Source organism: Chitinibacter tainanensis DSM 15459, from assembly GCF_000429785.1.
GTDB classification, from domain to species: domain Bacteria; phylum Pseudomonadota; class Gammaproteobacteria; order Burkholderiales; family Chitinibacteraceae; genus Chitinibacter; species Chitinibacter tainanensis.
The window spans coordinates 451,760-476,700 of record NZ_KE386952.1 but is presented as its reverse complement, the minus strand read 5'-3'; the positions used below and the strand labels follow the sequence as shown (position 1 = coordinate 476,700).

Genomic DNA, 24,941 nt, shown 5'->3' with positions numbered 1-24,941 from the left:
GTGCTGCCGTTCGACTTGCATGTGTAAAGCATGCCGCCAGCGTTCAATCTGAGCCAGGATCAAACTCTTTCGTTTAATCTCTAAGCTATTTTTACTACTTGGCTTGTACTTCAATACTCAAAGAAAATCACGAGTTAACAGGCAAAGCCTGCTGACTTGTTTTTTTCCTATCATCTGAGTGCAAGCACTTGTTTCGACTTACGAATCAAGCACTCACACTCATCGGCTGTATTTTGTTAAAGATCGGGCTGGCGACTAGAGAAACTCGTTTTGTTTCGCTGCGTCATCAGCAGAGAGGCCGAACTATACCGACGCCCCCAGACTCGGTCAACCACTTCCTGCAAGAAAAGTGCAACAAAAGCGATAACCTATTAATTTAGTTTGAAATTTATTTTTGGCTACCGGCAACGGATTGGCGGTAAGCGCTGCAAGCCCAATAAAACCAAGGCCCGCTAACGCGGGCCTTGGTTTTATATTTTGTATGATCAATGCCAGTTTACTTGGTTTAGGCCGCCGTAAAGCGCATGGAGAGATCGATGGCGCGAACATCTTTCGTGAGCTTGCCAATCGAAATACGCTCGACGCCGGTGGCGGCAATCGCTTGCACCGTGCTGAAATCCACACCACCGGAAGCTTCCAGTACGGCTTGGCCCTGCGCCATCTCAACGGCGGAGCGCATATCAGCCAAGCTCATATTATCTAGCAGCACTGAGGTGGCGCCTGCCTGTAATGCCTCGCTGAGCTCGGTGAGGTTTTCCACTTCCACCTGAATGGTGACATACTTCGGTGCCAGCGCCTGGGCTTGGCGCAGCGCTGCAGTAATACTGCCGGCGGCCATGATGTGATTTTCTTTAATCAAAATGCCATCAAATAAACCAATCCGCTGATTAGCGCCGCCACCGACGGTCACCGCGTATTTCTGGGCACGGCGCAAACCGGGCAAGGTTTTGCGGGTGTCGTGAATCACCGCGCGCGTGCCTTTCACCAGCTCGGCATAGCGGTGAGTTTCGGTCGCCACCGCAGACAGCGTCTGGATAAAATTAAGCATACTGCGCTCGGCCGTGAGCAAGCTACGGGCATTACCCTGCAAGCGAGCAATCACGCTATCTGCAGCAATATACTCCCCCTCGGTAAATAACCAGCTGACCTGGATGCTGGCATCAACCTGCCGGATGACCTCGTTAGCCCACGGCAAACCGCACAAAACGGCCGGCTCGCGCAGCACGATCGTGGCGCTGGCTTGCGCTTGGGCGGGAATGAGTTCGGCGGTCCAATCGCGTTCGCCAAGGTCTTCGGCTAAAGCGGCGGCAACATTGGCGGCAATCAGATGCTGGGAGGGAGTCACAATCATGATTCAAGACTATAAGAAGGGAAAGGAAGCGGCGCGATGGCGGCCGCCAGTTCGTGTTCAATACGCTTCAGCGCGGCGGCATCATCCGCTTCGATGCGCAGCGTAAGTACCGGTGTGGTGTTCGAGGCGCGGATAAGGCCAAAGCCATCTGCGTATTCCACTCGCAAACCATCCACCTGGCTGATATGACTTGCGCTGGGGAAAGCGGCACGCTGGGCAATATCTTGCACCAGCAAATGCCCGGCCCCACTCAACGGGATTTGCAGCTCATGCGTGGCTAAACACTGCGGCAGGCGGGCTAACTCGGCATCCAGATCCAGCCCAGAGGCCACCAGTTGCAAGAGTTTGGCCCCCGCGAAGAGCGCATCATCCACATCCCAGCCCGCAAAGGCAAAATGCCCGGATAATTCGCCTGCCACCAGCGCTTTGCTTTGTTTCAATTTGCGCTTCATATGCGAATGGCCCGTCGGGATCGCTTCGGCCGTACCGCCTAGCTGCGCTACCCATTTGGCCACTGCCCGACTGGATTTCACATCGAATAACACATGCCCGGCTCGCTGCGCCAGCGCCTGACCAGCAAATAGCATTAATAAACGATCACCCGGAATCACCTGCCCACTGGCAGTCACTACCCCTAGCCGATCGCCGTCGCCATCGAAGGCCAAGCCCACATCGGCACCTTGCTGCTGCACTTGGGTGCGTAAATCGCGTAGATTGGCGACCACTTGCGGATCGGGGTGATGATGAGGGAAATGCCCATCCACCTCGCAATACAGCTCGCTCACCTCGCAACCCAAACTGCGAAATACATCCGCCGCCACCGCACCGGGCGCGCCATTGCCGCAATCAATCACCAGCTTTAATGGTTTGGCTAATTGGATCTGCGCTTGCAGTGCCTGCAAATAGGCGGGCAAAACATCCACGGCATGGCTGCTGCCCCCACTGGCGATGGGCAAATCATCGGCTTCAACTTGTTCACGCAACGCCTGCAAGGCCGGACCATCCACGGTGTCGTTGCCCAGCATGATTTTGATGCCATTGTATTCGGGCGGATTGTGGCTGCCGGTAATCATAATGCCCGAGGCATCGGCCACCGTGCGAGCGGCGAAATACAATAATGGAGTGCAGGCCATGCCCAGACATTGCACCGCGATCCCGGCTTCCTGCAGCCCTTGCTGCATCGCGGCCAGCAAATCGGGGGTGGATAAACGCCCATCGCCGGCCAGCGCAATGCGCTGGATCTGGCGTCGCAGCGCCTGAGCGCCAATGGCCCGCCCTACCCAGTAGGCCACTTCGGGAGTCAACAAACTCACCGGACCTCGCACATCATAGGCTTTGAAGATCGCAGCAGGCAGGCGGGACATTTAACGCACCAGAGGTAAATGAAAAGTAAAAAATTTGAGTAATGTGCTAGGTAACCACTGCAAACGGCCAGGCGGCGGGCCGGATAAAAAGCCCACATGGCCGCCATCGCGCGGCTGCAGCAATTGTACGTGTTCGCTCACTTGCTGGGCAGTTGGCAAACTCTGCGCCGGAATAAACGGATCATTCAGCGCATTAATAATCAAAGTGGGGATGGCGATATTGGGCAATAGCGGTTTACTGCTGGCTTGCGCCCAGTATTCATCTACCCCGAAAAAACCATGCAGTGGTGCGGTGACCAGATCATCAAATTCGCGCAGGGTTTTCACCCCTTTAACCTGCCGCCAATCAATAAACGGGTTTTCGGTGAGCTTGAGTTTGTATTGGGCTTTTTTGCGCATGGTGCGCAAAAAATTGCGGGTATAGATATGCCGGTTTAGCCCGTCGTCCAGCGCCACCCCGGCGGCGGTTAAATCCATCGGCGCCGATACGGCCGCCGCCGCGTGGATAAATTCACCCGCGCGCGATCCTTGTTCGCCCAGCCATTTCAGCAAGGCATTGCCACCCAATGAATACCCCACGGCAAAAATCGGCGTACCGGGGTGTTCTTTTTTTAGCCGGCGCAATACCCAATCAATCTCGGCGGAATCCCCCGCGTGATAGCTGCGTGGTAAACGGTTGGGCACATTACCGCAGGTACGAAAATGTGGCACCACGCCGCGCCAGCCTTGCTGATATGCCTGTTGAAACAGCGAAACTGCATAGTGCGAGCGCGAACCGCCCTCTAAGCCATGAAATAACACAATCAGCGGCGTACCCGCCCGGCCTGCGGTCCAATCCACACCGATGGCATCGAGGTCTGGGGTAATCCAATGTTCACGGCGGTAGCTCAGCGCACGTTGCCACAGCAGCACCGCTGGATAAATCGTTTGGGCATGCCCACCGGGTAACCAGCGCGCGGGCTGGTAGGAGGGCAAAATCAGTTCTTTTTCACGCGCCATGGCGAAAGTGTGGCGCAATGCGCCTACGGATGCCAGTGTTTTATGCACAGGCCAGCGGCTGATAAAAAATCACCCCGCCGCAGCGGGGTGATCGATGGTACTTGCGGACTTGGCTGGCTTATAAGGTCGCAGCCAGCTGGCTCGCTTGCTCACCCACAATCAGATGCACAATGCCGTTTTCGAGCACGGCCACATCCACGATACCTTGTGCTTTCAGCGCATCGGCATTCAGCAGCGCCACATCCGCCAGCTCGACCCGCACGCGGGTTACGGCCATTGGCACGGCACTGCGGATATTGCTAGCGCCACCCAATGCCGCCTGTAACGCCGCATTAGCCGCCGCTTTCGGGCTTGCAGCAACAGGTGCCGCAGCAGGGGTATTGCTCGCAGTAGCAAGCTTAGAGCCGCCTTGCTTGATATACATCTCCATATCGGTTTTCAGATTTTCGGAGCGAGTACCAAAAATGGCCTGCATATTGTTGCCCACTTGCATCACGCCAGCGGCACCAAGGGCTTTCAGGCGAGCTTGATCTACTTTGGCCACATCCTGCACCGAAATCCGCAGACGGGTGATACATGCATCCAGCGATTGGATATTGCCAGCCCCACCAAACGCGGCCACCAGATCTGCAGCCATACCGCCAGCGCTTTGGCTCACCACGGTTTCAGTCACTTCATCTTCGCGGCCTGGGGTTTTCAGATTCCATTTCACAATCACGAAGCGGAATACGCTGTAGTAAATCGCCGCATAGATTGGGCCGATGATCAGCACATACCACCAGTTTTGCGCGTATTTACCCAAGGCATTGAACATCAGGAAGTCGATCCCGCCTTGCGAGAAAGTAAAGCCCATGTGCATGTTCAGTGTATTGGCGATGAACTGACCGCTGGCCGCCAGGAAGGCGTGGATCACATACAGCACCGGCGCGACGAACATAAAGGCAAATTCAATCGGCTCGGTAATCCCGGTGAGGAAAGACGTCAGCGCAGCGGAGATCATGATCCCGCCCACCATCACTTTCTTTTCAGGTTTGGCGGTATGCCAAATCGCAAACGCTGCAGCTGGCAAACCAAACATTTTGAAGAAGAAGGCACCAGCCAAAATCCCAGCAGTTGGGTCACCAGCGAAGAAGCGCGCGATATCACCGTGCACCACTTTGCCAGCTGCATCGGTAAAGCTACCAATTTCAAAGAAGAATGGGACGTTCCAGATATGGTGCAGACCGAATGGAATCAAGAGACGCTCGATGAAGCCATACACGGTGGCCGCCATCCGCGGATCAGAATGCGCCGCCCATTGCGAAAAGCTGTTGATCGCACCTTGGATCGAAGGCCAGATCACCGACATGATCACACCCACGAAAATCGCGGCAATCCCGGTCACGATCGGCACAAAGCGTTTACCGGCAAAGAAGCCCAGATACGGTGGCAGCTCGATGCGGTAGTACTTGTTGAATAAAGTAGCGGCCACACCACCGATGATGATCCCGCCGAACACGCCGGTTTCCATCGATTTCATGCCCATGACGGTGGCAGGCTCCACGCCCATCACCGGGGCCATCACCCCCATGGTGGCGAGCAGCACCACGAAACCCACCGAAGCGGCAATCGCCGCCACGCCATCATTTTCAGTCAGACCCAGCGCCACCCCAATGGCGAAGATCAGCGGCAGATGACCAAAAATAGCCCCGCCACCGGCTTCCATTAGCTGTGAGACAACGGTAGGTAGGAAGGAAAAATGTGAAGCACCAATCCCCAATAACAAACCCGCAACCGGTAAAACGGCCACGGGCAGCATTAAGGCTTTCCCGATTTTTTGCAGTACGGCAAACGCGTTTTTAAACATCGACTTTCTCCTAAAAGCTTGCGGACTTGCTAATGCCACATGTCTTTTTTTAGTTTTGGTATGAATCGATTTTTAACGGGTATAGCTTTGCAAGCAATACGGTAAAAGGTTTATCTGTGAATACTGCCGGGATGTATTTGTTGATTTAAATCAAAAAACCCACCTTGCGGTGGGTTTTCGTAGGGACTTAAGCAGCGGCTTGCTGACCGACAATCAGGTGAAACACCTTTTCATCAATCGCGGCCACGGCTTGCACACCAGCCGCCACCAGCGCTCGCTCATCGAGCCGGTGGCCATCTTTCAAGGCCACCCGCACACGGGTAGCGGCAATCACTTCGGCCTGCTGGACATTGTCCGCACCGCCCAAGCCCGGCAGCCATTTGCTATTGAGGGCTGCTTTACTTGCTGGCGCTGGCGCAGCGGGTGTCACCGTTTTAGCCGCCGGCGTCGCCACCGGTGCAGGGGCTGCGGCAGGCGTTTTGCGCAGGGACATACCCACACCCACGCCGATCACCAGGCCCACAATAAAAACAAGCAATAACGTCATGGTTCGATTCCTTATTCAACCAATTGCGACAAACGCGCGCGCACTTCGGCTGCGGTACCTAGCTGCAAGACTTCTGCCGCCAGTTTTTCGCACTCGGCTTTGTTTAATGAGCGCACCAGCGCTTTAATGGCGGGAATGCTTGGCACGCTGGCCGACAATTCATCCACCCCGATCCCCAGCAACAAGGGAATCGCCATCGGATCAGAGGCGATACCGCCACATACGCCCACCCACTTGCCGTGTTTGTGCGCGCCTTGCACGGTCATATTGATCAGATTCAATACGCCGGGGTGCATCGCATCGGCTTGCTTGGCCAGCTTCGGATGACCGCGATCCATTGCCAGTGTGTACTGGGTCAGATCGTTGGTACCAATCGAGAAGAAATCCACTTCACGGGCAAACTGCTCGGCCATCACCGCTGTGGCAGGAACTTCGACCATGATGCCGACTTGGACTTCCTGCGTAATACTCAGCGCCGCTTTTTCTTCGGCCACGATGCGTTTCACTTCGCGCACTTCTTCCAGGCTGGTAATCATTGGGAACATGATCGCCAGTTTCGAGAATGGCGCTGAACGCAGTACCGCGCGTACTTGGGTATGCAAGAGCTCTGGCTCGGCCAGACACAAACGCACCCCGCGCACGCCAAGGAATGGATTTTCTTCGGCGGGCATTGGCAGGTATGGCAATGGTTTATCGCCACCGACATCCAGCGTGCGTACCACGAAGGTTTTGTCCGTACCCAAAGCTTTGGCGATGTCGATGTAGATCTGGCTTTGTTCGTCTTCAGTCGGTGCATCGGTGCGCTCCAGATAGAGGAACTCACTGCGCAGCAGACCTACGCCTTCACTACCCAGCTTCACGCCTTGCTCGGCATCATCCAGACCACCAATATTGGCTACCACTTCAACGTGGACACCATCTTTAGTCACGGCCGGCTGGAAAGCGGCGGCCAATTCAGCTTCACGCTTCGCGGCTTGCTTGGCTTGTTTTTCACGAATATCGGTGATTTCGGCTTCCGATGGGTTTTTGCGCAGCGTGCCGCGAGTACCATCCAGAATTACGGGGGTGCCGTTCGCCAGTTGCATCACGTCTTCATCAATGCCGCAAATCGCAGGGATATTCAGCGAGCGCGCCAGAATCGCTACGTGACTGGTTGCGCCACCACCGGTGGTGCAGAAACCCAGAACTTTGGTGCGATCCATGCTGGCGGTATCAGATGGTGTTAGCTCTTCGGCAATCAGGATGGCGTTGTTTGGCACCACCATGGCTGCTTCTTCCACCCCAGTAATCAGGCGCAGTACGCGACGGCCCACATCACGGATGTCATTCGCGCGGCCGGCCAGCACTTCGTTTTTCAAGCCTGCCAATTTATCGGCGTAGGTGGTGAACGCTTGTTTCCACGCAAAGCCTGCGCTCTTGCCCGCGCTAATACCGGCAATGGCAATGGCCAGCAAATCTGGGTCTTCCAGCAATTCTTGGTGTGCCGCAAAAATCTCGGCTTTGCTGGCATCGGTGATTTCGGCTTTCAGGTTTTCCAGCTGCTGGTGCGCGTCTTTCAGCGCTTTATCCAGCCGGCGTTTTTCGACTTGCTGGCCTTCGCCCTGCTCAGCCACCGAAATCTCTTCCTGTTTCACATGAAACACATTCCCAACTGCCAGACCTGGCGATGCTGAGACACCGGTCAGGATGTTTGGATCGCTTGATTTCGGTTTAGGTTTAGCGGTTTTAACATTCAGCGGCGCCGGTTTGGTTTTGGCGACCGGGCCACCTACATCTTCGCCACAGCCAGTTTTGATCAATTCGGCAATCGCCGCTACTGCCGCAGCCGCGTCCGCGCCGGCTGCCCGCACGCGAATTTCATCGCCATGCTGCACTTCCAGCCCCATGATGGCGACCACGGATTTGGCATTGGCTTCTTCGCCTGCGCGGACCAATTTGATATCGGACTGATAAGTTTTAGCCGCATTGGCCAAGACCGCCGAAGGACGTGCATGCAGACCGGTTGGGTTTGGCACTTTCAGCGGATCAGAATACGCTTCGGCAGTCGCACCCGTTTGCTGGGTAGCCGCGCCGGCGCCTGCCGCCAGATGCAGCGTCAATGCTACATTCTGGCCGGCTTTCACCAAGCCGGTGGCGGGTACAAATTGGCTTACCTGATCGCTATTGGTAATCACGATCTGGGTCAGCAAAGACACCGCTTTGCGGGCCACCAGATCCATATCGAATTCGATCAGCGGCTGGCCAACATCCACGATGTCGCCTTCTTTCACTTTGGCCGTGAAACCATTGCCTTTCAGCATCACGGTATCCAGACCGATATGCATCAGCACCTCGATCCCGTTCGCCGTGGTCAGGGTCACCGCGTGTTTGGATGAGTGTAGTTGTGTCACTTTACCGGTAACAGGGGCCAGCAAAACAGAGCTGGTTGGATCAATCGAAATCCCATCCCCTACCATTTTCTGGGCAAATACCGGATCTGGCACCTTGTCCAGCGGCACCATCACTCCGGAGAGCGGGGCCTTGAGTTCAATCAGGTTGCTCGACATAACATACCTCTTAGTAGCGCTTGTACGACAATTCGTGGCGGTGTTCTACGCGTGACTTTTTATTCCACTGGCGGACTGCGAATCGATGACTCAGCAATCCCTGCTCAATGACGCGCGTGAATTCAACACGAATAAGATGGGCCGGATTTTAACCATTGCGCAGCAGAAAAAATTGCGTGTAATCAGTTTTTTAGCGCCCAAAGGCTGGGAATTTACGAAAAATTACAATTCCTCAGCTTGGATTACGCGGCCCAGAAACAAAAAAGGGCAGCAAGCTACCCTTTGATGCGGTTTTATTTTTCCCCACAACCCGAGGAAATGACCTGGGTGAGTGCAGAGATAGCCGCCTGAGCATCGGGCCCGTCGGCTTTGATCTGGATTTTATCGCCGAGGCTGACATCCAGGCCCATCACCGAAACCACGGATTTGGCATTGGCTTCAATCGATTTGAACACCAGTTTGATGTCCGACTGATACTGCTTGGCAACATTCACCACATTCGCGGCTGGCCGAGCATGCAGGCCAGTTGAATTCACGATACTGATGGGATTAGAGACGATTGCAGCCATAATCAACCTCAAAGTGAAAAGTAATCATTAGTGCGCTTACATGTGCGCAGCGATGCACACATCATAGCTAAGTTTCAACTTACTGTACCTGCGGATTAACCATTATGGCACTGTACTTTTTCAGTTGGCGCGGCGCAAATATTCACGTTCACTAATGAGGCAATCCAGCTGCAAATCCCACGGTTCGAACGGTAACTGCGGATATTCCTGACACGCAAAGGCTAAACCTATCAGCAAAGGTTTACGCCAGTGGCGGCGAGTACGCCGAAAGGCAAAGGTGTAGTCATAAAAACCACCACCCTGCCCCATCCGCGCCAAGCGACGATCAAACCCCACCAAGGGCACAAACACAGCATCGAGCTGTTTGGGTGAACACCATTCAGGATGTACCGGCACAGGAATCTGGTAAGGACCGAAAGTCCACTGACTGTCTTCATTCAAGCGCACAAAACCCAGCTGTCGCCCCCGCGCGGGCGTATGTGGCAAATACACCTGACAGCGGCGCTGTAGTGCCAGCAAAAGCAATGGCCAGGTCGGAAATTCACTTCCCATGGGGATATACAGCGCAATTTTGCGGCCGGGGCGCAAAATACGCTTAATACCCGGGGTATGTATTACCTTCCAGGCAGCGGCTTGTCGGTCTTGAAGAGAGATACCCTTACGGGCTTGCCGTAAGTGCCGCCGGACGGCGGCTTTATCCAGAGTAGAAGACTGGGACATAACAGAAGGGGCTTCCCGCGAATGCCGATAACGGTTCGCATCTTGAACCCAGAGGTTCAAGGTTGTCGCCCAGTCGAAACCATCAGGTGCATTCAAACGCGCTGCACAAGGCAGGGTGAACGCGCACAACAGGCCTCAATAGACCAGGCAAACTTGCTATACAGCTTATCGGTTCAAAGAATCTGAACCGTTACGAGCACCGCAGGAAAGCAAGCGGTCATTGTTGTGATGGGCAGGTCAGAATAATTCGGTCTGTTCCTGCAACACCGCATCAATGGTGGAATTCATGCGATCGATTCTACGCTGATGGGCCCCAATGTCAATTCCGCCCGGCGCCTTGGTTTGCAAAAACTCGTGCGTAATATTCAGCGCGGCCATGATGGCGATTTTTTCCAAACCGATGACTTTGCCATTGGTACGGATGTCGTGCATGCGGCTATCCAGCAGTTGCACGGCCTGCAACAGCGTCTCTTCTTCGCTAACCGGGCAGGCCACCCGAAATTCGCGGCCCATGATGGAGATATCGAGTTGTTTGATGTCATCGCTCATGCCAATTCCTCCGGCAATTTCGCTAGCAGGCTGGCCAAGCGGTCTTTGGCGCCAGCCAGTTTGCCATTCAATTGCTGATTTTCTTGCTGGGTTTGCAGCAAATCTTGTCGCAGTTGGCGGTTTTCATTGCGCAGCTGCCGGCAGAGCGCGGCCAATTGCTGCACTTTGTCTTCCAGATTGAGCAATTCAGCTTCCATAATGTGCTTCCAAAAGTCAGAAATCAGCAGTCTGCCCACAGCAAACTGCACTTGCAGGGTAAACCAAAACAATGCCAACCCCATTAAATGGCATCTGGCTCCGCTTCAGGCTCGGCAACGTCTTCGCCATCGCCCAGATCAACCCCGATAAAATCATCCGGTGTTTCCAGCGTCATCCGGCCCAAGGCCTTGGTGCGGTAATCGGTGATGATTAATTCGGCAGTTTTTTGCTCGTCGATCACGCCACCGCTCATCACCGCGCCGCGTTTGCGACCAATACGCGCAAACAAGGTTTCGACATCCCCATCCAGATCTGGCAATTTGTAGCGATCCATCAAGGCCTGCGGATAGCGACGACGCATTTCTTCAAGCGCAAACCAGCACACTTCGACTTCATCATAGGCATTTCGACCAATCGAGCCGCCCAGCGCCAGACGAAAACCCGAAGGCTCGTGCTCGATTTTCGGCCACATCAAGCCCGGCGTGTCATACAAAATAACGCCGTTCAGGGTTTCGATGCGCTGCTGTGATTTGGTCACCCCTGGCGTATCCGCCACTTTGGCGATTTTGCGTTGCGCCAGTGTGTTGAGCAAGGTGGATTTACCTACATTCGGAATCCCCATGATCAGGGCACGCAGTGGTTTTTCCACACCGGTACGATAGGGCGCCAGCTTCAGACACAAAGCAGGAATCTGCTTGAGCGCAATCTGCTTATTATCTTCGCCCAGCAACAAGGCCTCGGTACCCGGCTGAGATTTAAACCAATTCATCCAGACTTTATTCAGCGCCGGATCGGCAAGATCGGCCTTATTGAGCACCCGCAGCGCTGGTCGCTGCCGAAACAGCCGTAATTTCTCGATCATCGGGTTGCTGCTAGAGAGTGGCATGCGCGCATCGACAATCTCGATCACCACATCCACCTTGGCCATGGTTTCGGCTACTTTCTTGCGCGCGGCATGCATATGCCCCGGAAACCATTGTATCGCCATCGTGCTTCCCCAAGAAAAACCGCGATTATACGCTTATTCACAAAGTACTTAACAAATCAGCCACTTGGCATGTGGAGAACAAATCATCCACATGTGGATAATCCGTGGTTTGCGGTTGGGGATAATTCCGCCACCAAACCATCCACAGGGAATACGGAAAGCACCCACCCCCTTGTGGATAACGTAAAGTACTGATTTGATTGTGGAAAAAAGCTTATCCACAGGGGGCGACTGCCCTTATTTTTATCATTACTTCTTTCTTTTCAATATATATGTAAAAGAAAACCTCTACAGCTGCAGACCCACGAAAAGTCTCCCACGACAGAGCAACTTGCCCTAGAATAGCGCCAGCTTGAAGGATGAAAGTCATGAAAAAACCGCTCTTACTCGCTGCAATTACTGCCAGTTGTATTGCTTTAGGCAGCTATTTTGTCTTGGGTAACCAGCAAACCTTACCCAACCAACATGCAATGCAAACATTGGAAGGTAAAAGTTTTAAATTAGATGACTACAAAGGAAAGGTTGTCCTGGTTAACTTCTGGGCCACCAGCTGTACTGGCTGTATGAAAGAAATGCCAGAGCTTAAAAAAATCCAGCTCAAGTATGGTCATGACCGACTACAAACCATTGCCGTCGCCATGAGTTACGACAATCTGCAGTACATAGAAAATTACTATCAGCGCACGCAATTGCCATTCAATGTGGTCTACGACGCCAACGGCGAGATTGCTAAACAATTTGGTAGTATTCAGCTCACGCCTACCAATTTCTTAATTGGTCGTGATGGCAAGCTGATTAAGAAATATATTGGCGAACCTGATTACGCTGAAATTCAACGTGCTATCGAAAGCTAAACTATTGATAGTTTTAGGATTTTTAGTTTAGCTAAAAACCGGTCTACAAGGTGGTAGTGGTTGTTTGCCGACTACATTCTGATTGAGCGTTGCTGTAGCGCCTACCCGTTGTTACGGCTTATAAGACTACAGCGCATAAAAAAAACCCCGCGATTGCGAGGCTTTTTGCTTTTGCCAGATCTGCAACGGCTTAAGCCATTTGTTGCAAGACCCGGTTCGCTGCAAACAGCGTGTATTGAATATCATCGTCGTCGTGGGCGGCGCTTACAAAGCCAGCTTCAAATGCCGATGGTGCGAGATAAACCCCTTCGTTCAACATCGCGTGGAAGAAGGCGTTAAAACGGCTACGGTTGCTGTTCATCACTTCCTGATAGCTATGTGGCACTGTTGGGCTGCAATACACACCAAACATCCCTCCAACGCTCTGGGCGCTGATTTGTAGCTCGGTAGGCCATTGCTGACCAATCTGGGTCAGGCCAGTGGCCAAAGCCTGCGTACGGGCGCTTAAAGCGGCAAAAAAGCCCGGTTCACGCAGCGCCTGCAGTGTGGCTAGCCCCGCTGCGACAGCCAATGGGTTACCTGATAGCGTACCCGCCTGATAAACCGGCCCCAGTGGCGCCAATTTGCTCATGATTTCGCGTTTGCCACCGAAGGCTGCCAATGGCAGACCACCGCCCACCACTTTCCCCAAGCACGTCAGATCCGGCGTAATGCCATGCAGGCCTTGCGCGCACTGCAAACCGACGCGAAAACCGGTCATCACTTCGTCGTAAATCAATACCGCACCATGCTCCTGCGTCAGTTTGCGCATTGCCGCGACGAACTCTTTACTTGGCTGAACCAGATTCATATTGCCGGCGATCGGCTCGACGATCAGCGCCGCAATCTGGCTGCCCTGCTCGGCAAATACCGCTTCCAAGGCGGCCACATCGTTATACGGCAGCACAATGGTGTCAGCCGCAACTGCGGCGGGTACGCCAGCTGAAGACGGATTCCCAAAGGTCAGCAGCCCAGAACCCGCTTTCACCAGCAAGCTATCGGCGTGGCCGTGGTAACAACCTTCAAATTTGATCAGTTTGTCGCGGCCGGTATAGCCACGAGCGAGACGGATGGCGCTCATGGTGGCTTCGGTGCCGCTGGAAACCAGCCGCACCTGCCCTAATGACGGTAGCATGTCGCAGAGTAAATCGGCGATTTCTACTTCACCCTCGGTCGGCGCGCCAAAGCTCATGCCGTTTTGCGCCGTGCGCGTCACCGCTTCGATCACTGCTGGATGCGCATGCCCCAGAATCAGCGGGCCCCAGGAGCCCACATAATCGATGTATTTTTTGCCATCGGCATCCCACACATAGGCGCCTTCGCCTCTGGTGAAAAAGCGCGGCGTACCGCCGACCGAACCAAAGGCCCGCACTGGTGAATTAACCCCGCCGGGGATGTGCTGCTGGGCAGCAGCAAATAAAGCTTCATTGCGACTCATAAATACCTCTGTATGGTATCTATCCAAAAGCATTGGTCTGATTGGTTTTCAGCTAAATACCCTGGATAAAATAAAGGGCCGGCGTGGCCGACCCGAAGGGTAAAGCAATTTTACCAGCTCACTGACTTACCAGTTACAGTAAGGATGAGTGGACAACGCGCTATTGAAATAACGCGGATCACCCGAGACTTCTACCCCCAGCCACGCCGGCTGCGGATAGCGGGCATCGGCACTGGGCAATTCCAGCTCAGCCACAATCAGGCCGGCATTCTGGCCATGAAATTCATCAATTTCGAACGTGTGCCCGTCAAGATTCACCAGATGCCGGGTTTTATCCAGCACATTCGGGCAGAGCTTGAGTAATTCCAGCGCATCGGCCAGCGGAATTGGGTATTCAAATTCCAGCCGGCTAATGCCCTCGGTCTGGCCTTTGATGGTTAAAAATGCGGCCTCGCCTTTTACCCGGACCCGGACCGTGCGGGCAGGCGCGTCATTCAGGTAGCCCTGCGCAATGCGGGTACTTTGCTGTACTTGCTCGCGCCAATCGGCGTTGGCCAGCAAAAATTTGCGTTCGATTTCAACAGCCATTACTGCACCGCCTGTTTGATCGGGGTGGTAGCCTTCAGGTGGAAAGCGTCATCGTCGGCTTTGTAAACGCCATTTTGCCAATCGGTACTCAGCTCATACACCAGCCAGTCGGTTTTGCTTTGTGCGCTGAGCGCCGCTTTGGCTTCATCGATTTTGCAATATACCTGCATGCCGCGGTAATAGCCGTCTTTATCCAGCAAATGACCGGGAAAATCGGCCGGCAGTTGCGATTTTTCCAGCCGGCCTGGCGCCGGATCGGCTTTGTTTTCCTGCAAGAGCTGTTTGATCTGGCTCGGGCCAATGGCATACACCCCGCATTGGGCGGCCGGCTCGCCACAGCCGGTCAGTACAGCGGCTAAACTCGCCGCCAGCAATAAGGTTTTCATTCGAACTTTACCGTTGTCACCAAGAGTGGGCGTGCGTGGCTCAGAATGGTTTCACGATGACCAGAATCACCACCGCAATCAACACCAGAACCGGCACTTCATTGAACACACGATACCAGACATGGCTGCGGGTGTTTTTATCGGCGGCAAAATCGCGGTAAATCTTGCCACACCACAGGTGGTAGCCAATCAGCCCTGCCACCAGCGTGAGTTTGGCGTGCATCCAATACCAACCCGGACCCGCGTAAAAGCCGTAGTAGCCCCAAGTCCAGATGCCTAAACCCAGTGCCAGCACGGCAATCGGGGTCATAAACCGATACAGCTTGCGCTCCATGAGCTTCAGCCGCTCGATTTCGGCCGGCTCGGTGGCCATGGCGTGATTCACAAAAATGCGCGGCAGATAAAACAGCCCGGCAAACCAGCTAATCACAAAAATAAGGTGAAAGGCTTTAACCCACAACATGGGAAGACTCCTGAATTAGGCACAGCAAACAAAGAAAAAACGGTCAATCAGTGCTGGGACTGTATTGACCGTGTTGAGGTTCTGCCTTGGGCTAGATCAGCCTTTGCTTTTTTTGGCGGGGGCATTACGCCGCGCCGCTTCGTAAAGGCCCTGCACTGCGGGGATTTTGGCTTGTAGCTCGGCGATCCGCGTTTGGCTCGATGGGTGGGTAGACAGGAACTCGGGCGGAGCGCCTCGGCTAGCCGCTGCCATCTTTTGCCAGAGGGTGACCGCAGCTTGCGGGTTGTAGCCGGCGCGGGCGGCGAGTTCTAGCCCCATCATATCGGCTTCGGATTCATGCGTGCGGCTATTGGGCAAAGCCAGTGCCACATCATAAGCCTGACTGCCAATGCCTAAAGCCGCATTGGTTACGTCATCGTATTTACCGCCACCGAGCAAAGAGGCCGCAATCGAAATTCCGCGCAGGCCGAGCTGTTTGTTGTATTCCTCGCTCATCCGCTCGCGGCTGTGCTCGCGCAGTGCGTGACTGATTTCATGGCCCATGATCTGGGCGATTTCATCGTCGCTGAGCTGCAAACGCTCGATAATGCCGGTGAAAAACATGATTTTGCCACCGGCCATGCAATAGGCATTGAGCTGCGGATTGCGCTCGACATTCACTTCCCAGCGCCATTGCGGCGCGTCGGGGCGAAATACCGCGGTTTGTGGAATCAGCCGGTTGGCAATGGCTTTCACCCGCTGCACAGTGGGGTCACTGGCGGGCAGCAACACGCCTTTTTGCCGCGCTTTGCCCAGGGTTTCGCTATATGCCGCGGCCGCCATTTGATCAACCTGCTCGCTGGAGAGCAATTTGCTCATTTTTTGCGTACGTGTGGCGCCCACAGCGCCACCTTGGGTGGTGTTGACCTGCTGGCAGCCGGCCAACAAGGCCGCGGTGAGCAGGGCGACGACAGTTTTACGCATGGGGAACCTCAAATTTCCACCATCTCGAAATCATCTTTGCGTGCGCCGCAATCCGGACAGGTCCAGTTCATCGGCACGTCTTCCCATTTGGTGCCCGGAGCAATATTGTCTTCCGGACGGCCAGCGGCCTCGTCGTAGATAAAGGCACAAATCAGGCACATATATTTTTTCATCAGCGTCAACCGGGCTTAAGTAGTTTAGAATTCCAGATTCCTGCTGCCGGCTGCTTTTTCAAGCCTTCTAACCGGGGCAACAGGCCACTTTATTGCTGGCCAATCTGGCGCAGTGTCGTTCGATTTTAAACTCTTTTTGCTGGCTTTTTGAGCGCTTATGATGCCTACCCCACCGACCGTGCTGGTCTTTGCTGCCAATGATCCTTCCGGAGGCGCTGGCCTGATGGCCGATTTGCTCGCGCTGGCTTCGCTGGGCTGCCACAGTTTGCCGGTCATTACCGCCATGACTGTCCAAGATACCGCCGGCGTGCAATCGTTTCAGGCCGTGGATAGCGAGCTGGTGGATGAACAAGCCCGCTTTATCCTCGAAGACATCAAAATTGATGCCATCAAAGTGGGCATGGTGGGCAGTATCGAGAATTTGGCGGTGATCGCCGAAATTGCCTCAGATTACCCGGATATTCCGCTGATTTTAGAGCCGGTATTCAGTATGGGTCGCGGCGAAGAGCTGGCGCCGGAAGACCTGGCCAGCGCGATGCGCGAGCTGATGCTGCCGCACACTTATTTGGTCGTGTGCAATAGCGATGATGCGCGCAAGCTCGGCTCGGAAGACCCGGAAGAGCAAGAAGATCTGCCGCTGGATGCCGCGGCCCAGCGCATGCTGCAATACGGTGGCGAATATGTGCTGATCACCGGTTCGCACGAAAAAACCGCCAAAGTGATCAATACCCTGTTTAGCCGACTGGGGCGGGTGCATTCGGATAGCCGCGAGCGTTTGCCGGGCAGTTTTCATGGTGCGGGTGCGACGCTGGCGTCGGCCATTGCCGGTGCGATGGCCAATGGCGCTGAAATGCTGGTGGCGGTGCAGGAAGCGCAGGAATACACCTTCCAGGCTCTGAGCCAGGCCTTCCGCCCCGGGATGGGCTTTTTGATTCCGGATCGCCTGTTCTGGGCGCGCCCGCCAGCTGAGGAAAACCCCACCACGGTGATTGAATTTGATGAGCAGGCGCCCAAAAGCCTGCAGTAATCGGGTTCCTCAGCACGATTTCCATCGCCTTTGTCTTCCCCTAACCCGCCGCTGGCGGGTTTTGCTTGAGTAGCGACAATGAATTACCCACAAGTGATTGTTTTAAATGGCTGTAGCAGCAGCGGTAAAACGGCGCTGGCCCGCGCGCTGCAAGAGCTATTGCCGGTGCAATACCTGAATTTCAGCATTGATAGCCTGCTCGATGGCTTGCCGAAGAGCGATCTGGCCGCCTTGCAAAGCGGCCGGGTGATTACGCGCAGCGGCTATGATTTTGCCCAGCTGGTGCGCGCTTATCACTATGCGCTACCGGGCCTCTTGCAAGCGGGCTGCCGTTTGCTGCTGGACAATGCCTGGTGCGACAGCGATGAAAAAGCCGAGCTCTTGACTGAGCTGGCCGGTTATCCGGTGCTGTTGGTGGGCGTGGATTGTGCGCTGGATGAGCTGGTGCGGCGCGAAACCGCGCGCGGCGATCGGGCGGCAGGCCAGGCCGCGTGGGAATATCCGCGCGTGCATCAGCAGATGCATTATGACCTCACGATTGATACCACGGGTATTAGCCCGCAGGCAGCAGCTGAAATAATCCTACAGGCAATACAAGCTGGGGGTATGTGGCATGGCGCCATCAATACGCTAGAAAACTTGAATCTGGGCGCTTAAGCCACAATGCTGTTGGCAGTACGCCCGCATGGTGCGGGTGGCTTGATTGGCTGGGAGGCTTGGATGTTTAGTTACTATCAGATCACCGTACCCGTGTATGAACGTGCGTTGCAGCAGCTGGATCATTTGCTGGATAAAGCGGTGGAATATGCCGCACTTAAGCAAGTGAGTGACGAAACCATGCTGGGTTTGCGTCTGGCACCCGATATGCTGCCCTTTGTGAAGCAAATCCAGATCGTGTGTGACACCACCAAATTTGCGGTAGCACGCCTCTCGGGTACCACTGCGCCCAAGCATGAAGATCAGGAAAAAACCTTTGCCGAGCTCAAGCAGCGCATTGCCGCCACGCGAGAATTTATCGCCAGCGTGCCAGAAAGCGCGTTCGCGGCAGCGGCGGAAAAAACCATTCAGCTTTCCTTTTTGCCCAACCCGATGAGTGCCCCGGTGTATGTGCAGCAATTTGTGGCGCCGAATCTGTATTTCCACCTCACCACGGCCTACGCTTTGTTGCGCAGTAATGGCGTGAATGTGGGCAAGGCCGATTTCCTCGGCCCGGTTTAAGTGCCAAACAAGCAAAAGCCGCTCGTGATCGAGCGGCTTTTTTGCGTCTGCAGTCGATATACCTGCCTTGGTATAGCTATGTAGGCTATGCGAAATATTGGCTACAACCCGATACCCCTAGCGCGGTTTGCAGGTAAAGCTTTGCCGATGCCAATTCACCAGCGCCTCGCCATGATGCTCCCAAAATTCGATCGAGGCATTGCCATAGCGCGCCCCGCTGGCGGCGGGCTGGCTCCACAGCAGTACTTTTTCCTGCTCTCGCTCTAGCGCCACCGCGCTATCCAGATCATTGTAAAAACGCGCGTAAATAGTTGGCGCCTGGCCGCAATCATAGGTCACGGTTGCCGGCTCGGGCAGCTGCTGGCTGTGCAGTTTTAGCTCGGTAATACGGCGCTGATACAGGCGAGTGGCACAGGCTTTCGGTTCGCTTGCCTGCGCACAACGATTGCGCTTTTGCAGCCAACGGCGCTGAGCCGCGGGCAAGGCTTTGGCCGCTTGCGGGCTGAGTTTCTGGCGGGCGATCAGATAGGCCTGCGCCAATTCAGTATCGAGCTGGGCTAATTCGGCATCTTGGCAGATCAGTTTTTCCATCGCATGTTGCGTCTGGCTGCAAGAAAAACTGGGCTGGGCCGCCCATAAGCTGGTGCTGGCCAAACAGCCGGCAAGGAAAACCACCACGCGTGACATCGCGAACTCCTGTGTTGACTGGTGGGCAATCTAGCAGATTTTGCCGCCCCGCCGCAGGCCTACGCGGCGTGATTACTACCAGCCCGGTGGCGTATCGTGTGCGAGATCAGCTGCGATCTGCACGGTAGAAAGCGCCAGCCTTGTCTACACTGCAAACAGGCTTCTAGGCAGGATGCACCCCATGCAGATTAAACAACTGACCGTCACCGACCTCGCCCAACTCCCCGCTGCGCTGCAAACGATCACCTTTTCGCCCGATTGGGTACTGATTTTGGGCAGCCCCGAGCTGATTGCCGATCCATATTGTCTGGCTGCCCTGCAGGCGGGCTGTGCTGAGGCTACATTGGTGGGGTGTTCGACCGCGGGTGAAATCAATCAGGCTGGGGTGCATGAGCATAGCCTCGTGATTACCGCGGTGCAGTGGGCGGCGGGCCGGCCCAAATTGGCCACCACGCAGTTAGCCGATATGGAAGATAGTCATGCCGCCGGCCTGCGGCTGGGGCAGCAATTAGCCGGCGTAGCATTGGCCGGTGTGCTGGTGCTGAGCCCCGGGGTGCAAGTGAATGGCAGCGCCTTGGTGCAAGGCGTGGCCGAAGCGCTGCCGCAGCCGGTGCCGATTATTGGTGGGCTGGCGGGCGATAATGGCGCGTTTGCCAGCACCAGCGTGCTCAGCCAGCATGGCTGTAGCGCTCAACAAGTGGTGGCGATGGCGATTCCGGCTGGAATCCGGCTTGGGCATGGCTCATTTGGCGGCTGGCAGCCTTTTGGCCCGGCGCGCAAAGTCACCCGCTGCGCGGGCAATATTTTGTATGAGCTTGATGGCGAACCCGCACTGAGTATGTACAAGCGCTATCTGGGTGAATACGCCGAGCAATTACCGGCCTCGGGTTTGCTGTTTCCGCTGGAAAAACTCGGGCCGGATCACAGCCAAAGCGGCTTGGTGCGCACGATTTTGGGGGTGGATGAAGCTGCTGGCTCGCTGATACTGGCTGGTGATCTGGTGCCGGATGGTTATTTGCGGCTGATGCATGCCAGCCATGATGCCTTGATCGAAGGCGCCGAGCAGGCGGCTGGTGTAGCTTTGCAGCGCTTGGGGGACGAGCCGGTACTGGCCATTTTGGTCAGCTGCGTGGGGCGCAAGCTAGTGCTGGGTGGCCGGGTGGATGAAGAAGTCGAAGCCGTGGGCGAAGTGCTGGGCTCGCAAGCAGTGCTAAGCGGGTTTTATTCTTATGGCGAGATCAGCCCGCTGGGTGAAGTGCTGACCTGTAAGTTGCATAATCAAACCATGACCTTATCGGTGCTGGCCGATGACCTGGCATAAATTACTGCTACGCCAGCTCAAGCGCCAGCTGGGCTGGAGCGATGCGGCTGCGGTGGATGCGGCGCTGGCTGAGTTGGCACAGAGCTACGACCCACTGCTGGCCAAATTACCCACTTTGCTACAGCACATCAGCGAAGCTTATGCGCAAGATGAGCGCGATCTAGCGCTGCGCGCGCGCAGTCTGGAATTAAGCTCGGCCGAGCTCACTCAGGCTAATAATGAATTACGCCTGGAAGCTGCCGCCCGCCAGCGGGTGATTGATTCGCTGTGGGATACCGCCAATGTTTTGCTCGAAGGGCTGCAGCGGCCCTTGCTGGAGCGCAGCCAGACTAATCTCGAGTTGCTCAGTGATCTGATGCATGAGCTGGTGCAGGATAAGCTGCAGGCCGAGGCGCGGATGCGCCATCAGGAAGCACAATTCAGTACGCTGGTGGCCAATGTACCCGGAGTGGTGTTTCGCTGCGAATTAAATTACCCCTGGGGTATGCTGTTTATCAACCAGCAAGTACAAGACCTCACCGGCTATACGCCCGAGGTGTTTCTGGGTGATGAGCCGGTGATTAGCTATGGCTCGCTGATTGAGCCCACCGATTTACTGCTGGTCGAAGCTGCGATTGCCGAGGCGCAGGCCGGGGATGGCCGCTATAGCATCGAATATCGCTTGCGCAATGGTGATGGCCAGCGTCGCTGGGTGTTTGAGCAAGGCCAGGTGGTGCGCGATGCGCAGGGCGTGGTGCAATATCTGGATGGCATTATTTTTGATGTAACCGCGCAGAAAAAAGCCAGCGAACGCCTTTCGCAGCTCTCTGCCGCCATCGAAGCCAGCCCCAGCCCGATGGCGCTGACCGATGCCAAAGGCTGTCTGGATTATGTGAACCCCAAATTTGAATCGCTCTTGGGCTATCCGCTGGCCGAGATTGCCGGCCAGCCGCTGGCGCAATTCGTGGCACTGCCCACCGATCGGTTGAGCTTTACCGCGCTATGGGATAACGGCGGCCCACAGGCGCAATGGCACCATGATTTGCTGTATCAGCATCAAGATGGCCATACCGTGTGGATGTCGGTGTCGATTTCGCCGATTAGCGATCAGTTGCAAGGTGGTCAGCATTTTGTGGTGGTGTTCGAAGACATTGATCTGCGCAAAAACGCCGAAGCCCAGCTGCTGGCGGCCAAAGAAGCGGCCGATCAGGCCAATCGGCTCAAAAGCGATTTTCTGGCCAATATGAGCCATGAAATCCGCACGCCGATGAATGCCATTCTGGGCATGACCCACCTCACGCTGAAAACCGAGCTCAATGCTCAGCAGCGCGATTATCTGCAAAAAACCAGCGTGGCTGCCGAATCGCTGCTGCATATTCTCAATGACATTCTCGATTTTTCCAAAATCGAAGCTAATAAGCTGCATATCGAAAGCAGCCCTTTCCGGCTTAGCGCACTGGCCGAGCAAGTGATTTCGCTGTATCAGGTGCGGGCCGAAGAAAAAGGTTTGCAGCTGCAAGTGGTGTTGGCCCCCGATTGCCCGGCAGTGCTGGAAGGCGATGCGCTGCGCATCGGGCAGATTCTGGGTAATTTGGTTAGCAATGCGATCAAATTTACCCGCCACGGCGGTGTGACCGTACGGATCGAGCGGGTGGCCGAAATCGGCAGCCAGGTGCGGCTGCATGTGCAGGTGCAAGACAGTGGGATTGGCTTGCGGCCCGAGCAGATTGCCCGGCTGTTTAAGCCCTTTGTGCAGGCCGATAGCTCCACCACTCGGCAATACGGTGGTACCGGGCTAGGGTTGTCGATCTGTAAACGGCTGGTCGAGCTGATGGGCGGCGATATCTGGGTCGAAAGCAGCCCCGAGCAACGCGGCAGCTTGTTCCATTTCACCCTCATGCTGGAAAAAAGCAGCACCAGCGCCCTACCCACGCCGCAAACCGTGGCCACGCGGGGGCAATATCTGTCTGGGGTGCGGGTGCTGTTGGTGGAAGACAATCCACTCAATCAGCAGGTGGCTTCCGAGCTATTACGCGGGGTAGGCGCCAGTGTGATTGTGGCCCAGCATGGCGGCGAAGCGCTGGGCTGGTTGTCGATTATGCCGCTGCCTTGTGATCTGATCTTGATGGATCTGCAAATGCCGGTGCTAGATGGTCATGACACCACCCGCCTCTTGCGCACCGAGCCCCGCTTGCAGCAAATCCCGGTCATTGCCATGACGGCACATGCGATGTCGGATGAACGCCAGCGCTGTCTGGATGCCGGCATGAACGATTACCTGACCAAGCCAATTCAGCCTGATGTGCTGTTTAGCACCATTGCCCGCTGGGCGGGCGACAAGATCAACGCGGTTGAAGACCTAGATACCCATGCCCAGTATTACGATAGCAGCATTGTGCCGCATATCGCCGGGGTTGATACCCAGGGGGTGCTGACTCGGGTGATGGGCGACCCGGATTTATTCGACAGCCTGTTTCGGCAATTTCTCGATGATTATCAGGATGCCTACAGCCAGTTTTGCGCCCTGCTGCGCAGCGATCCGGTGGCGGCCGAGCGTTTAAGTCATTCGCTGAAAGGGGTGGCCGGCACCTTGGGAATGACGGCGCTGGCCGATGTAGCGGCCAAAATGGAAAAACAGCTACGAGCGCAACCGGGCAACCCGGGCGAATGGTCAGAGCCTTTGGCCACCGAGCTTGCCACCATCTTGCAAGCGGTGCGGGCGGCGTATCCGGCTGCGGCCCCAGCGCCCGGGCCGGTGACCGATTTGCCGGTGGATTTTGCCGCTCAGTTTGCGCAGTTGCAGCTCTTAACCGAAGCCTGCGATGGCGAAGCGATTGATCAATTTCGCCAGCTGCAGGCGGTGCTGCCGCGCTGGCTTGATCCCGCCAGTTGCCAGCGGCTGGAGCGCGCATTTGGTGATTTTGATCTGCCCGCCGCTAGCCAGCAGCTGGCGCTACTGAATGCCCAATTTGCCGGAGAAAATGTATGAGTACCCCGGCACCAGAGAGCCGCCCACTGTTATTGCTGGTCGATGATACCCCGGCTAATCTGGCCTTGCTGCATGGCATGCTCAAGCATGATTACCGGCTGCGCATTGCCAATGGTGGCCAGTTAGCCTTGCAGCTGGCGCAACAGCAGCCACTGCCCGACCTGATTTTGCTCGATGTGATGATGCCGGAAATCGATGGCCTCAGCGTATGTCGCCAGCTGAAACAAATGGCGCTAACGGCCGAGATACCGGTGATTTTTCTAACCGGTAAAACACAGGAAGCCGATGAGATTAACGGCCTGGCGGCCGGGGCGGTGGATTATATTCACAAGCCTTTAAGTCCGGCGATCGTGGAAGCTCGGGTGCGTAGCCAGCTTGAGCTACAGGCCATGCGGCGGGCGCTGAAAATGCATAATCAGCTGCTGGAAGAGCGGGTACAGCAGCGCACTCAAGAGCTCGTGAAAATGCAGGATGCCACCATTATGGCGATGGGGGTGATGGCCGAGCTACGCGATGAAGAAACCGGTATGCACCTTAAGCGCACGCAAGAGTATGTGCGCTTGCTGGCGCAGCAGGTGGCAGGCCATCCGCGCTTTGCTGCCGAGCTGGGGCCGCGGCAGATAGAATGGATGGCCAAATCGGCACCGCTGCACGATATCGGCAAGGTGGGGATTCCGGACGCTATCTTGCATAAACCCGCCCGCCTGACCGTGGAAGAATTCGCCGTGATGCAGCGCCACCCGACCCTGGGGCGCGACATTATTCTGGAAGTAGAACGCATTGTTGGCGAAGAAAGCGATTTTCTGCGCTTTGCGCGTGAAATTGCCTACGGGCATCAGGAAAAATGGGATGGCACCGGTTATCCACAGGGGCTAGCGGGCGAGGCGATTCCGCTCTCGGCCCGGCTGATGGCGCTGGCCGATGTGTATGATGCCCTGATCAGCCGCCGTGTGTATAAGCCGCCGTTTAGCCACGAGATGGCGGTGAAGATCATCCACGACGGCCGTGGCACCCATTTCGACCCGGATCTGGTTGATGGCTTTTTGCGGGTGGCGACCGAGTTTCAGGCCATTGCCGAGCAATATTGCGATCCGGAAGACCCACCGCTTGCCGATATTGCGCTGGCGGGTGTGCGCTAG

The 24,941-nt window shown here is 55.6% G+C and carries 26 protein-coding genes, 1 rRNA gene and 1 other RNA gene; 8 read left to right on the top strand and 20 right to left on the bottom strand.

Annotated features, from left to right (window positions below; translation table 11 throughout):
- From G482_RS0114750 to ptsP, 7 genes are all read right to left on the bottom strand, one after another.
- Nucleotides 1–75, bottom strand: a 16S ribosomal RNA gene (locus tag G482_RS0114750); the annotation flags it as partial.
- Nucleotides 76–505: 430 nt separating this feature from the next.
- Entirely contained in the window at nucleotides 506–1,351 is an 846-nt protein-coding gene (gene nadC / locus G482_RS0114745) for a carboxylating nicotinate-nucleotide diphosphorylase (protein WP_028450677.1), read from the bottom strand.
- Nucleotides 1,348–2,715, bottom strand: coding sequence for a phosphomannomutase/phosphoglucomutase (locus G482_RS0114740; RefSeq protein WP_028450676.1), 1,368 nt, complete (start codon nucleotides 2,713–2,715; stop codon nucleotides 1,348–1,350). The genes nadC and G482_RS0114740 overlap by 4 nt, the downstream gene beginning before the upstream one ends.
- Nucleotides 2,716–3,732, bottom strand: a complete 1,017-nt coding sequence (locus G482_RS18940) for a YheT family hydrolase (protein ID WP_308417130.1) — start codon at nucleotides 3,730–3,732, stop codon at nucleotides 2,716–2,718.
- A gap of 100 nt (nucleotides 3,733–3,832) precedes the next feature.
- Nucleotides 3,833–5,560 carry a PTS glucose transporter subunit IIBC gene (ptsG, locus tag G482_RS0114730; RefSeq protein ID WP_028450675.1) on the bottom strand — a complete coding sequence of 576 codons (1,728 nt, stop codon included), beginning with the start codon at nucleotides 5,558–5,560 and terminating at the stop codon, nucleotides 3,833–3,835.
- Between the two features lie 187 nt (nucleotides 5,561–5,747).
- Entirely contained in the window at nucleotides 5,748–6,107 is a 360-nt protein-coding gene (locus G482_RS0114725; protein ID WP_211227639.1) for a PTS transporter subunit EIIB, read from the bottom strand.
- An 11-nt stretch (nucleotides 6,108–6,118) separates the two neighbouring features.
- Nucleotides 6,119–8,653: a phosphoenolpyruvate--protein phosphotransferase gene (ptsP, locus tag G482_RS0114720; protein WP_028450673.1), complete on the bottom strand. Its 2,535-nt coding sequence runs from the start codon at nucleotides 8,651–8,653 to the stop codon at nucleotides 6,119–6,121.
- 85 nt (nucleotides 8,654–8,738) lie between these two features.
- On the opposite strand from ptsP, the gene G482_RS0114715 reads away from it, so the two are divergent.
- On the top strand, nucleotides 8,739–8,939 hold the full coding sequence (locus G482_RS0114715) for a hypothetical protein (RefSeq protein ID WP_028450672.1): 201 nt from the start codon (nucleotides 8,739–8,741) through the stop codon (nucleotides 8,937–8,939).
- A 7-nt stretch (nucleotides 8,940–8,946) separates the two neighbouring features.
- Here the strand turns inward: G482_RS0114715 and G482_RS0114710 are convergent, their stop codons facing one another.
- From G482_RS0114710 to ylqF, 6 genes are all read right to left on the bottom strand, one after another.
- Complete coding sequence (locus G482_RS0114710; RefSeq protein WP_081986604.1) at nucleotides 8,947–9,222, bottom strand: HPr family phosphocarrier protein; 276 nt, start codon at nucleotides 9,220–9,222, stop codon at nucleotides 8,947–8,949.
- 120 nt (nucleotides 9,223–9,342) lie between these two features.
- On the bottom strand, nucleotides 9,343–9,942 hold the full coding sequence (locus G482_RS0114705) for a 5-formyltetrahydrofolate cyclo-ligase (RefSeq protein WP_028450670.1): 600 nt from the start codon (nucleotides 9,940–9,942) through the stop codon (nucleotides 9,343–9,345).
- 8 nt (nucleotides 9,943–9,950) lie between these two features.
- Nucleotides 9,951–10,153: non-coding RNA, 6S RNA (gene ssrS, locus G482_RS20165), on the bottom strand.
- 26 nt (nucleotides 10,154–10,179) lie between these two features.
- On the bottom strand, nucleotides 10,180–10,491 hold the full coding sequence (locus G482_RS0114700) for a cell division protein ZapA (RefSeq protein ID WP_028450669.1): 312 nt from the start codon (nucleotides 10,489–10,491) through the stop codon (nucleotides 10,180–10,182).
- The gene (locus tag G482_RS0114695) at nucleotides 10,488–10,688 is read right to left on the bottom strand and encodes a coiled-coil domain-containing protein (protein ID WP_028450668.1); all 201 of its coding nucleotides are present in this window, start codon (nucleotides 10,686–10,688) and stop codon (nucleotides 10,488–10,490) included. Before G482_RS0114695 ends, G482_RS0114700 begins: the two co-directional genes overlap by 4 nt.
- Nucleotides 10,689–10,771: 83 nt before the next feature.
- Nucleotides 10,772–11,677 (bottom strand): ribosome biogenesis GTPase YlqF, encoded by a 906-nt coding sequence (ylqF, locus tag G482_RS18935; protein WP_084414730.1) that lies wholly within the window; start codon nucleotides 11,675–11,677, stop codon nucleotides 10,772–10,774.
- 368 nt (nucleotides 11,678–12,045) lie between these two features.
- On the opposite strand from ylqF, the gene G482_RS0114680 reads away from it, so the two are divergent.
- On the top strand, nucleotides 12,046–12,531 hold the full coding sequence (locus G482_RS0114680; protein ID WP_028450667.1) for a TlpA disulfide reductase family protein: 486 nt from the start codon (nucleotides 12,046–12,048) through the stop codon (nucleotides 12,529–12,531).
- Nucleotides 12,532–12,721: 190 nt separating this feature from the next.
- On the opposite strand, the gene hemL is transcribed toward G482_RS0114680, so the two are convergent.
- The 6 genes from hemL to G482_RS0114650 form a co-directional block, all read right to left on the bottom strand.
- Nucleotides 12,722–14,008 carry a glutamate-1-semialdehyde 2,1-aminomutase gene (gene hemL, locus G482_RS0114675; protein ID WP_028450666.1) on the bottom strand — a complete coding sequence of 429 codons (1,287 nt, stop codon included), beginning with the start codon at nucleotides 14,006–14,008 and terminating at the stop codon, nucleotides 12,722–12,724.
- A gap of 126 nt (nucleotides 14,009–14,134) precedes the next feature.
- Nucleotides 14,135–14,596 carry a CYTH domain-containing protein gene (locus G482_RS0114670; protein ID WP_028450665.1) on the bottom strand — a complete coding sequence of 154 codons (462 nt, stop codon included), beginning with the start codon at nucleotides 14,594–14,596 and terminating at the stop codon, nucleotides 14,135–14,137.
- Complete coding sequence (locus G482_RS0114665; RefSeq protein WP_028450664.1) at nucleotides 14,596–14,982, bottom strand: DVU_2496 family lipoprotein; 387 nt, start codon at nucleotides 14,980–14,982, stop codon at nucleotides 14,596–14,598. The genes G482_RS0114670 and G482_RS0114665 overlap by 1 nt, the downstream gene beginning before the upstream one ends.
- Nucleotides 14,983–15,022: 40 nt before the next feature.
- Nucleotides 15,023–15,445 carry a protoporphyrinogen oxidase HemJ gene (hemJ, locus tag G482_RS0114660; RefSeq protein WP_028450663.1) on the bottom strand — a complete coding sequence of 141 codons (423 nt, stop codon included), beginning with the start codon at nucleotides 15,443–15,445 and terminating at the stop codon, nucleotides 15,023–15,025.
- Nucleotides 15,446–15,541: 96 nt separating this feature from the next.
- A complete protein-coding gene (locus G482_RS0114655) occupies nucleotides 15,542–16,408 on the bottom strand; it encodes a M48 family metallopeptidase (protein ID WP_028450662.1) in 867 nt (288 codons plus the stop codon).
- An 8-nt stretch (nucleotides 16,409–16,416) separates the two neighbouring features.
- Nucleotides 16,417–16,581, bottom strand: coding sequence for a rubredoxin (locus tag G482_RS0114650; RefSeq protein WP_028450661.1), 165 nt, complete (start codon nucleotides 16,579–16,581; stop codon nucleotides 16,417–16,419).
- 160 nt (nucleotides 16,582–16,741) lie between these two features.
- Here G482_RS0114650 and thiD point away from each other — a divergent pair, with 160 nt between their 5' ends.
- From thiD to G482_RS0114635, 3 genes are all read left to right on the top strand, one after another.
- Nucleotides 16,742–17,608 (top strand): bifunctional hydroxymethylpyrimidine kinase/phosphomethylpyrimidine kinase, encoded by an 867-nt coding sequence (gene thiD / locus G482_RS18930; RefSeq protein WP_231550520.1) that lies wholly within the window; start codon nucleotides 16,742–16,744, stop codon nucleotides 17,606–17,608.
- 78 nt (nucleotides 17,609–17,686) lie between these two features.
- The gene (locus tag G482_RS0114640; protein ID WP_028450660.1) at nucleotides 17,687–18,265 is read left to right on the top strand and encodes a chloramphenicol phosphotransferase CPT family protein; all 579 of its coding nucleotides are present in this window, start codon (nucleotides 17,687–17,689) and stop codon (nucleotides 18,263–18,265) included.
- A 63-nt stretch (nucleotides 18,266–18,328) separates the two neighbouring features.
- The gene (locus G482_RS0114635) at nucleotides 18,329–18,826 is read left to right on the top strand and encodes a DUF1993 domain-containing protein (protein ID WP_034619840.1); all 498 of its coding nucleotides are present in this window, start codon (nucleotides 18,329–18,331) and stop codon (nucleotides 18,824–18,826) included.
- A gap of 117 nt (nucleotides 18,827–18,943) precedes the next feature.
- On the opposite strand, the gene G482_RS18925 is transcribed toward G482_RS0114635, so the two are convergent.
- Nucleotides 18,944–19,513, bottom strand: coding sequence for an MliC family protein (locus G482_RS18925; protein ID WP_051259068.1), 570 nt, complete (start codon nucleotides 19,511–19,513; stop codon nucleotides 18,944–18,946).
- A 181-nt stretch (nucleotides 19,514–19,694) separates the two neighbouring features.
- On the opposite strand from G482_RS18925, the gene G482_RS0114625 reads away from it, so the two are divergent.
- The 3 genes from G482_RS0114625 to G482_RS0114615 are packed head-to-tail and all read left to right on the top strand — an operon-like array spanning nucleotide 19,695 to nucleotide 24,941.
- Nucleotides 19,695–20,834 (top strand): FIST signal transduction protein, encoded by a 1,140-nt coding sequence (locus G482_RS0114625; RefSeq protein ID WP_028450658.1) that lies wholly within the window; start codon nucleotides 19,695–19,697, stop codon nucleotides 20,832–20,834.
- Nucleotides 20,821–23,802 carry an ATP-binding protein gene (locus G482_RS0114620; RefSeq protein ID WP_028450657.1) on the top strand — a complete coding sequence of 994 codons (2,982 nt, stop codon included), beginning with the start codon at nucleotides 20,821–20,823 and terminating at the stop codon, nucleotides 23,800–23,802. Before G482_RS0114625 ends, G482_RS0114620 begins: the two co-directional genes overlap by 14 nt.
- The gene (locus tag G482_RS0114615) at nucleotides 23,799–24,941 is read left to right on the top strand and encodes an HD-GYP domain-containing protein (RefSeq protein ID WP_028450656.1); all 1,143 of its coding nucleotides are present in this window, start codon (nucleotides 23,799–23,801) and stop codon (nucleotides 24,939–24,941) included. The genes G482_RS0114620 and G482_RS0114615 overlap by 4 nt, the downstream gene beginning before the upstream one ends.

Excerpts from the sequence above, each read along its gene's own strand:
- ylqF (WP_084414730.1), bottom strand. The coding sequence starts at position 11,677 with ATGGCGATACAATGGTTTCCGGGGCATATGCATGCCGCGCGCAAGAAA.
- G482_RS0114725 (WP_211227639.1), bottom strand. The coding sequence starts at position 6,107 with ATGACGTTATTGCTTGTTTTTATTGTGGGCCTGGTGATCGGCGTGGGT.
- G482_RS0114695 (WP_028450668.1), bottom strand. The coding sequence starts at position 10,688 with ATGGAAGCTGAATTGCTCAATCTGGAAGACAAAGTGCAGCAATTGGCC.
- thiD (WP_231550520.1), top strand. The coding sequence starts at position 16,742 with ATGCCTACCCCACCGACCGTGCTGGTCTTTGCTGCCAATGATCCTTCC.
- G482_RS0114670 (WP_028450665.1), bottom strand. The coding sequence starts at position 14,596 with ATGGCTGTTGAAATCGAACGCAAATTTTTGCTGGCCAACGCCGATTGG.
- G482_RS0114615 (WP_028450656.1), top strand. The coding sequence starts at position 23,799 with ATGAGTACCCCGGCACCAGAGAGCCGCCCACTGTTATTGCTGGTCGAT.
- nadC (WP_028450677.1), bottom strand. The coding sequence starts at position 1,351 with ATGATTGTGACTCCCTCCCAGCATCTGATTGCCGCCAATGTTGCCGCC.
- G482_RS0114625 (WP_028450658.1), top strand. The coding sequence starts at position 19,695 with ATGCAGATTAAACAACTGACCGTCACCGACCTCGCCCAACTCCCCGCT.
- G482_RS0114715 (WP_028450672.1), top strand. The coding sequence starts at position 8,739 with ATGACTCAGCAATCCCTGCTCAATGACGCGCGTGAATTCAACACGAAT.
- G482_RS0114710 (WP_081986604.1), bottom strand. The coding sequence starts at position 9,222 with ATGGCTGCAATCGTCTCTAATCCCATCAGTATCGTGAATTCAACTGGC.
- ptsP (WP_028450673.1), bottom strand. The coding sequence starts at position 8,653 with ATGTCGAGCAACCTGATTGAACTCAAGGCCCCGCTCTCCGGAGTGATG.
- G482_RS0114665 (WP_028450664.1), bottom strand. The coding sequence starts at position 14,982 with ATGAAAACCTTATTGCTGGCGGCGAGTTTAGCCGCTGTACTGACCGGC.
- G482_RS0114740 (WP_028450676.1), bottom strand. The coding sequence starts at position 2,715 with ATGTCCCGCCTGCCTGCTGCGATCTTCAAAGCCTATGATGTGCGAGGT.
- G482_RS0114635 (WP_034619840.1), top strand. The coding sequence starts at position 18,329 with ATGTTTAGTTACTATCAGATCACCGTACCCGTGTATGAACGTGCGTTG.
- hemJ (WP_028450663.1), bottom strand. The coding sequence starts at position 15,445 with ATGTTGTGGGTTAAAGCCTTTCACCTTATTTTTGTGATTAGCTGGTTT.
- ptsG (WP_028450675.1), bottom strand. The coding sequence starts at position 5,560 with ATGTTTAAAAACGCGTTTGCCGTACTGCAAAAAATCGGGAAAGCCTTA.
- G482_RS18925 (WP_051259068.1), bottom strand. The coding sequence starts at position 19,513 with ATGTCACGCGTGGTGGTTTTCCTTGCCGGCTGTTTGGCCAGCACCAGC.
- G482_RS0114705 (WP_028450670.1), bottom strand. The coding sequence starts at position 9,942 with ATGTCCCAGTCTTCTACTCTGGATAAAGCCGCCGTCCGGCGGCACTTA.
- hemL (WP_028450666.1), bottom strand. The coding sequence starts at position 14,008 with ATGAGTCGCAATGAAGCTTTATTTGCTGCTGCCCAGCAGCACATCCCC.
- G482_RS0114640 (WP_028450660.1), top strand. The coding sequence starts at position 17,687 with ATGAATTACCCACAAGTGATTGTTTTAAATGGCTGTAGCAGCAGCGGT.
- G482_RS0114680 (WP_028450667.1), top strand. The coding sequence starts at position 12,046 with ATGAAAAAACCGCTCTTACTCGCTGCAATTACTGCCAGTTGTATTGCT.
- G482_RS0114650 (WP_028450661.1), bottom strand. The coding sequence starts at position 16,581 with ATGAAAAAATATATGTGCCTGATTTGTGCCTTTATCTACGACGAGGCC.
- G482_RS0114655 (WP_028450662.1), bottom strand. The coding sequence starts at position 16,408 with ATGCGTAAAACTGTCGTCGCCCTGCTCACCGCGGCCTTGTTGGCCGGC.
- G482_RS0114700 (WP_028450669.1), bottom strand. The coding sequence starts at position 10,491 with ATGAGCGATGACATCAAACAACTCGATATCTCCATCATGGGCCGCGAA.
- G482_RS0114620 (WP_028450657.1), top strand. The coding sequence starts at position 20,821 with ATGACCTGGCATAAATTACTGCTACGCCAGCTCAAGCGCCAGCTGGGC.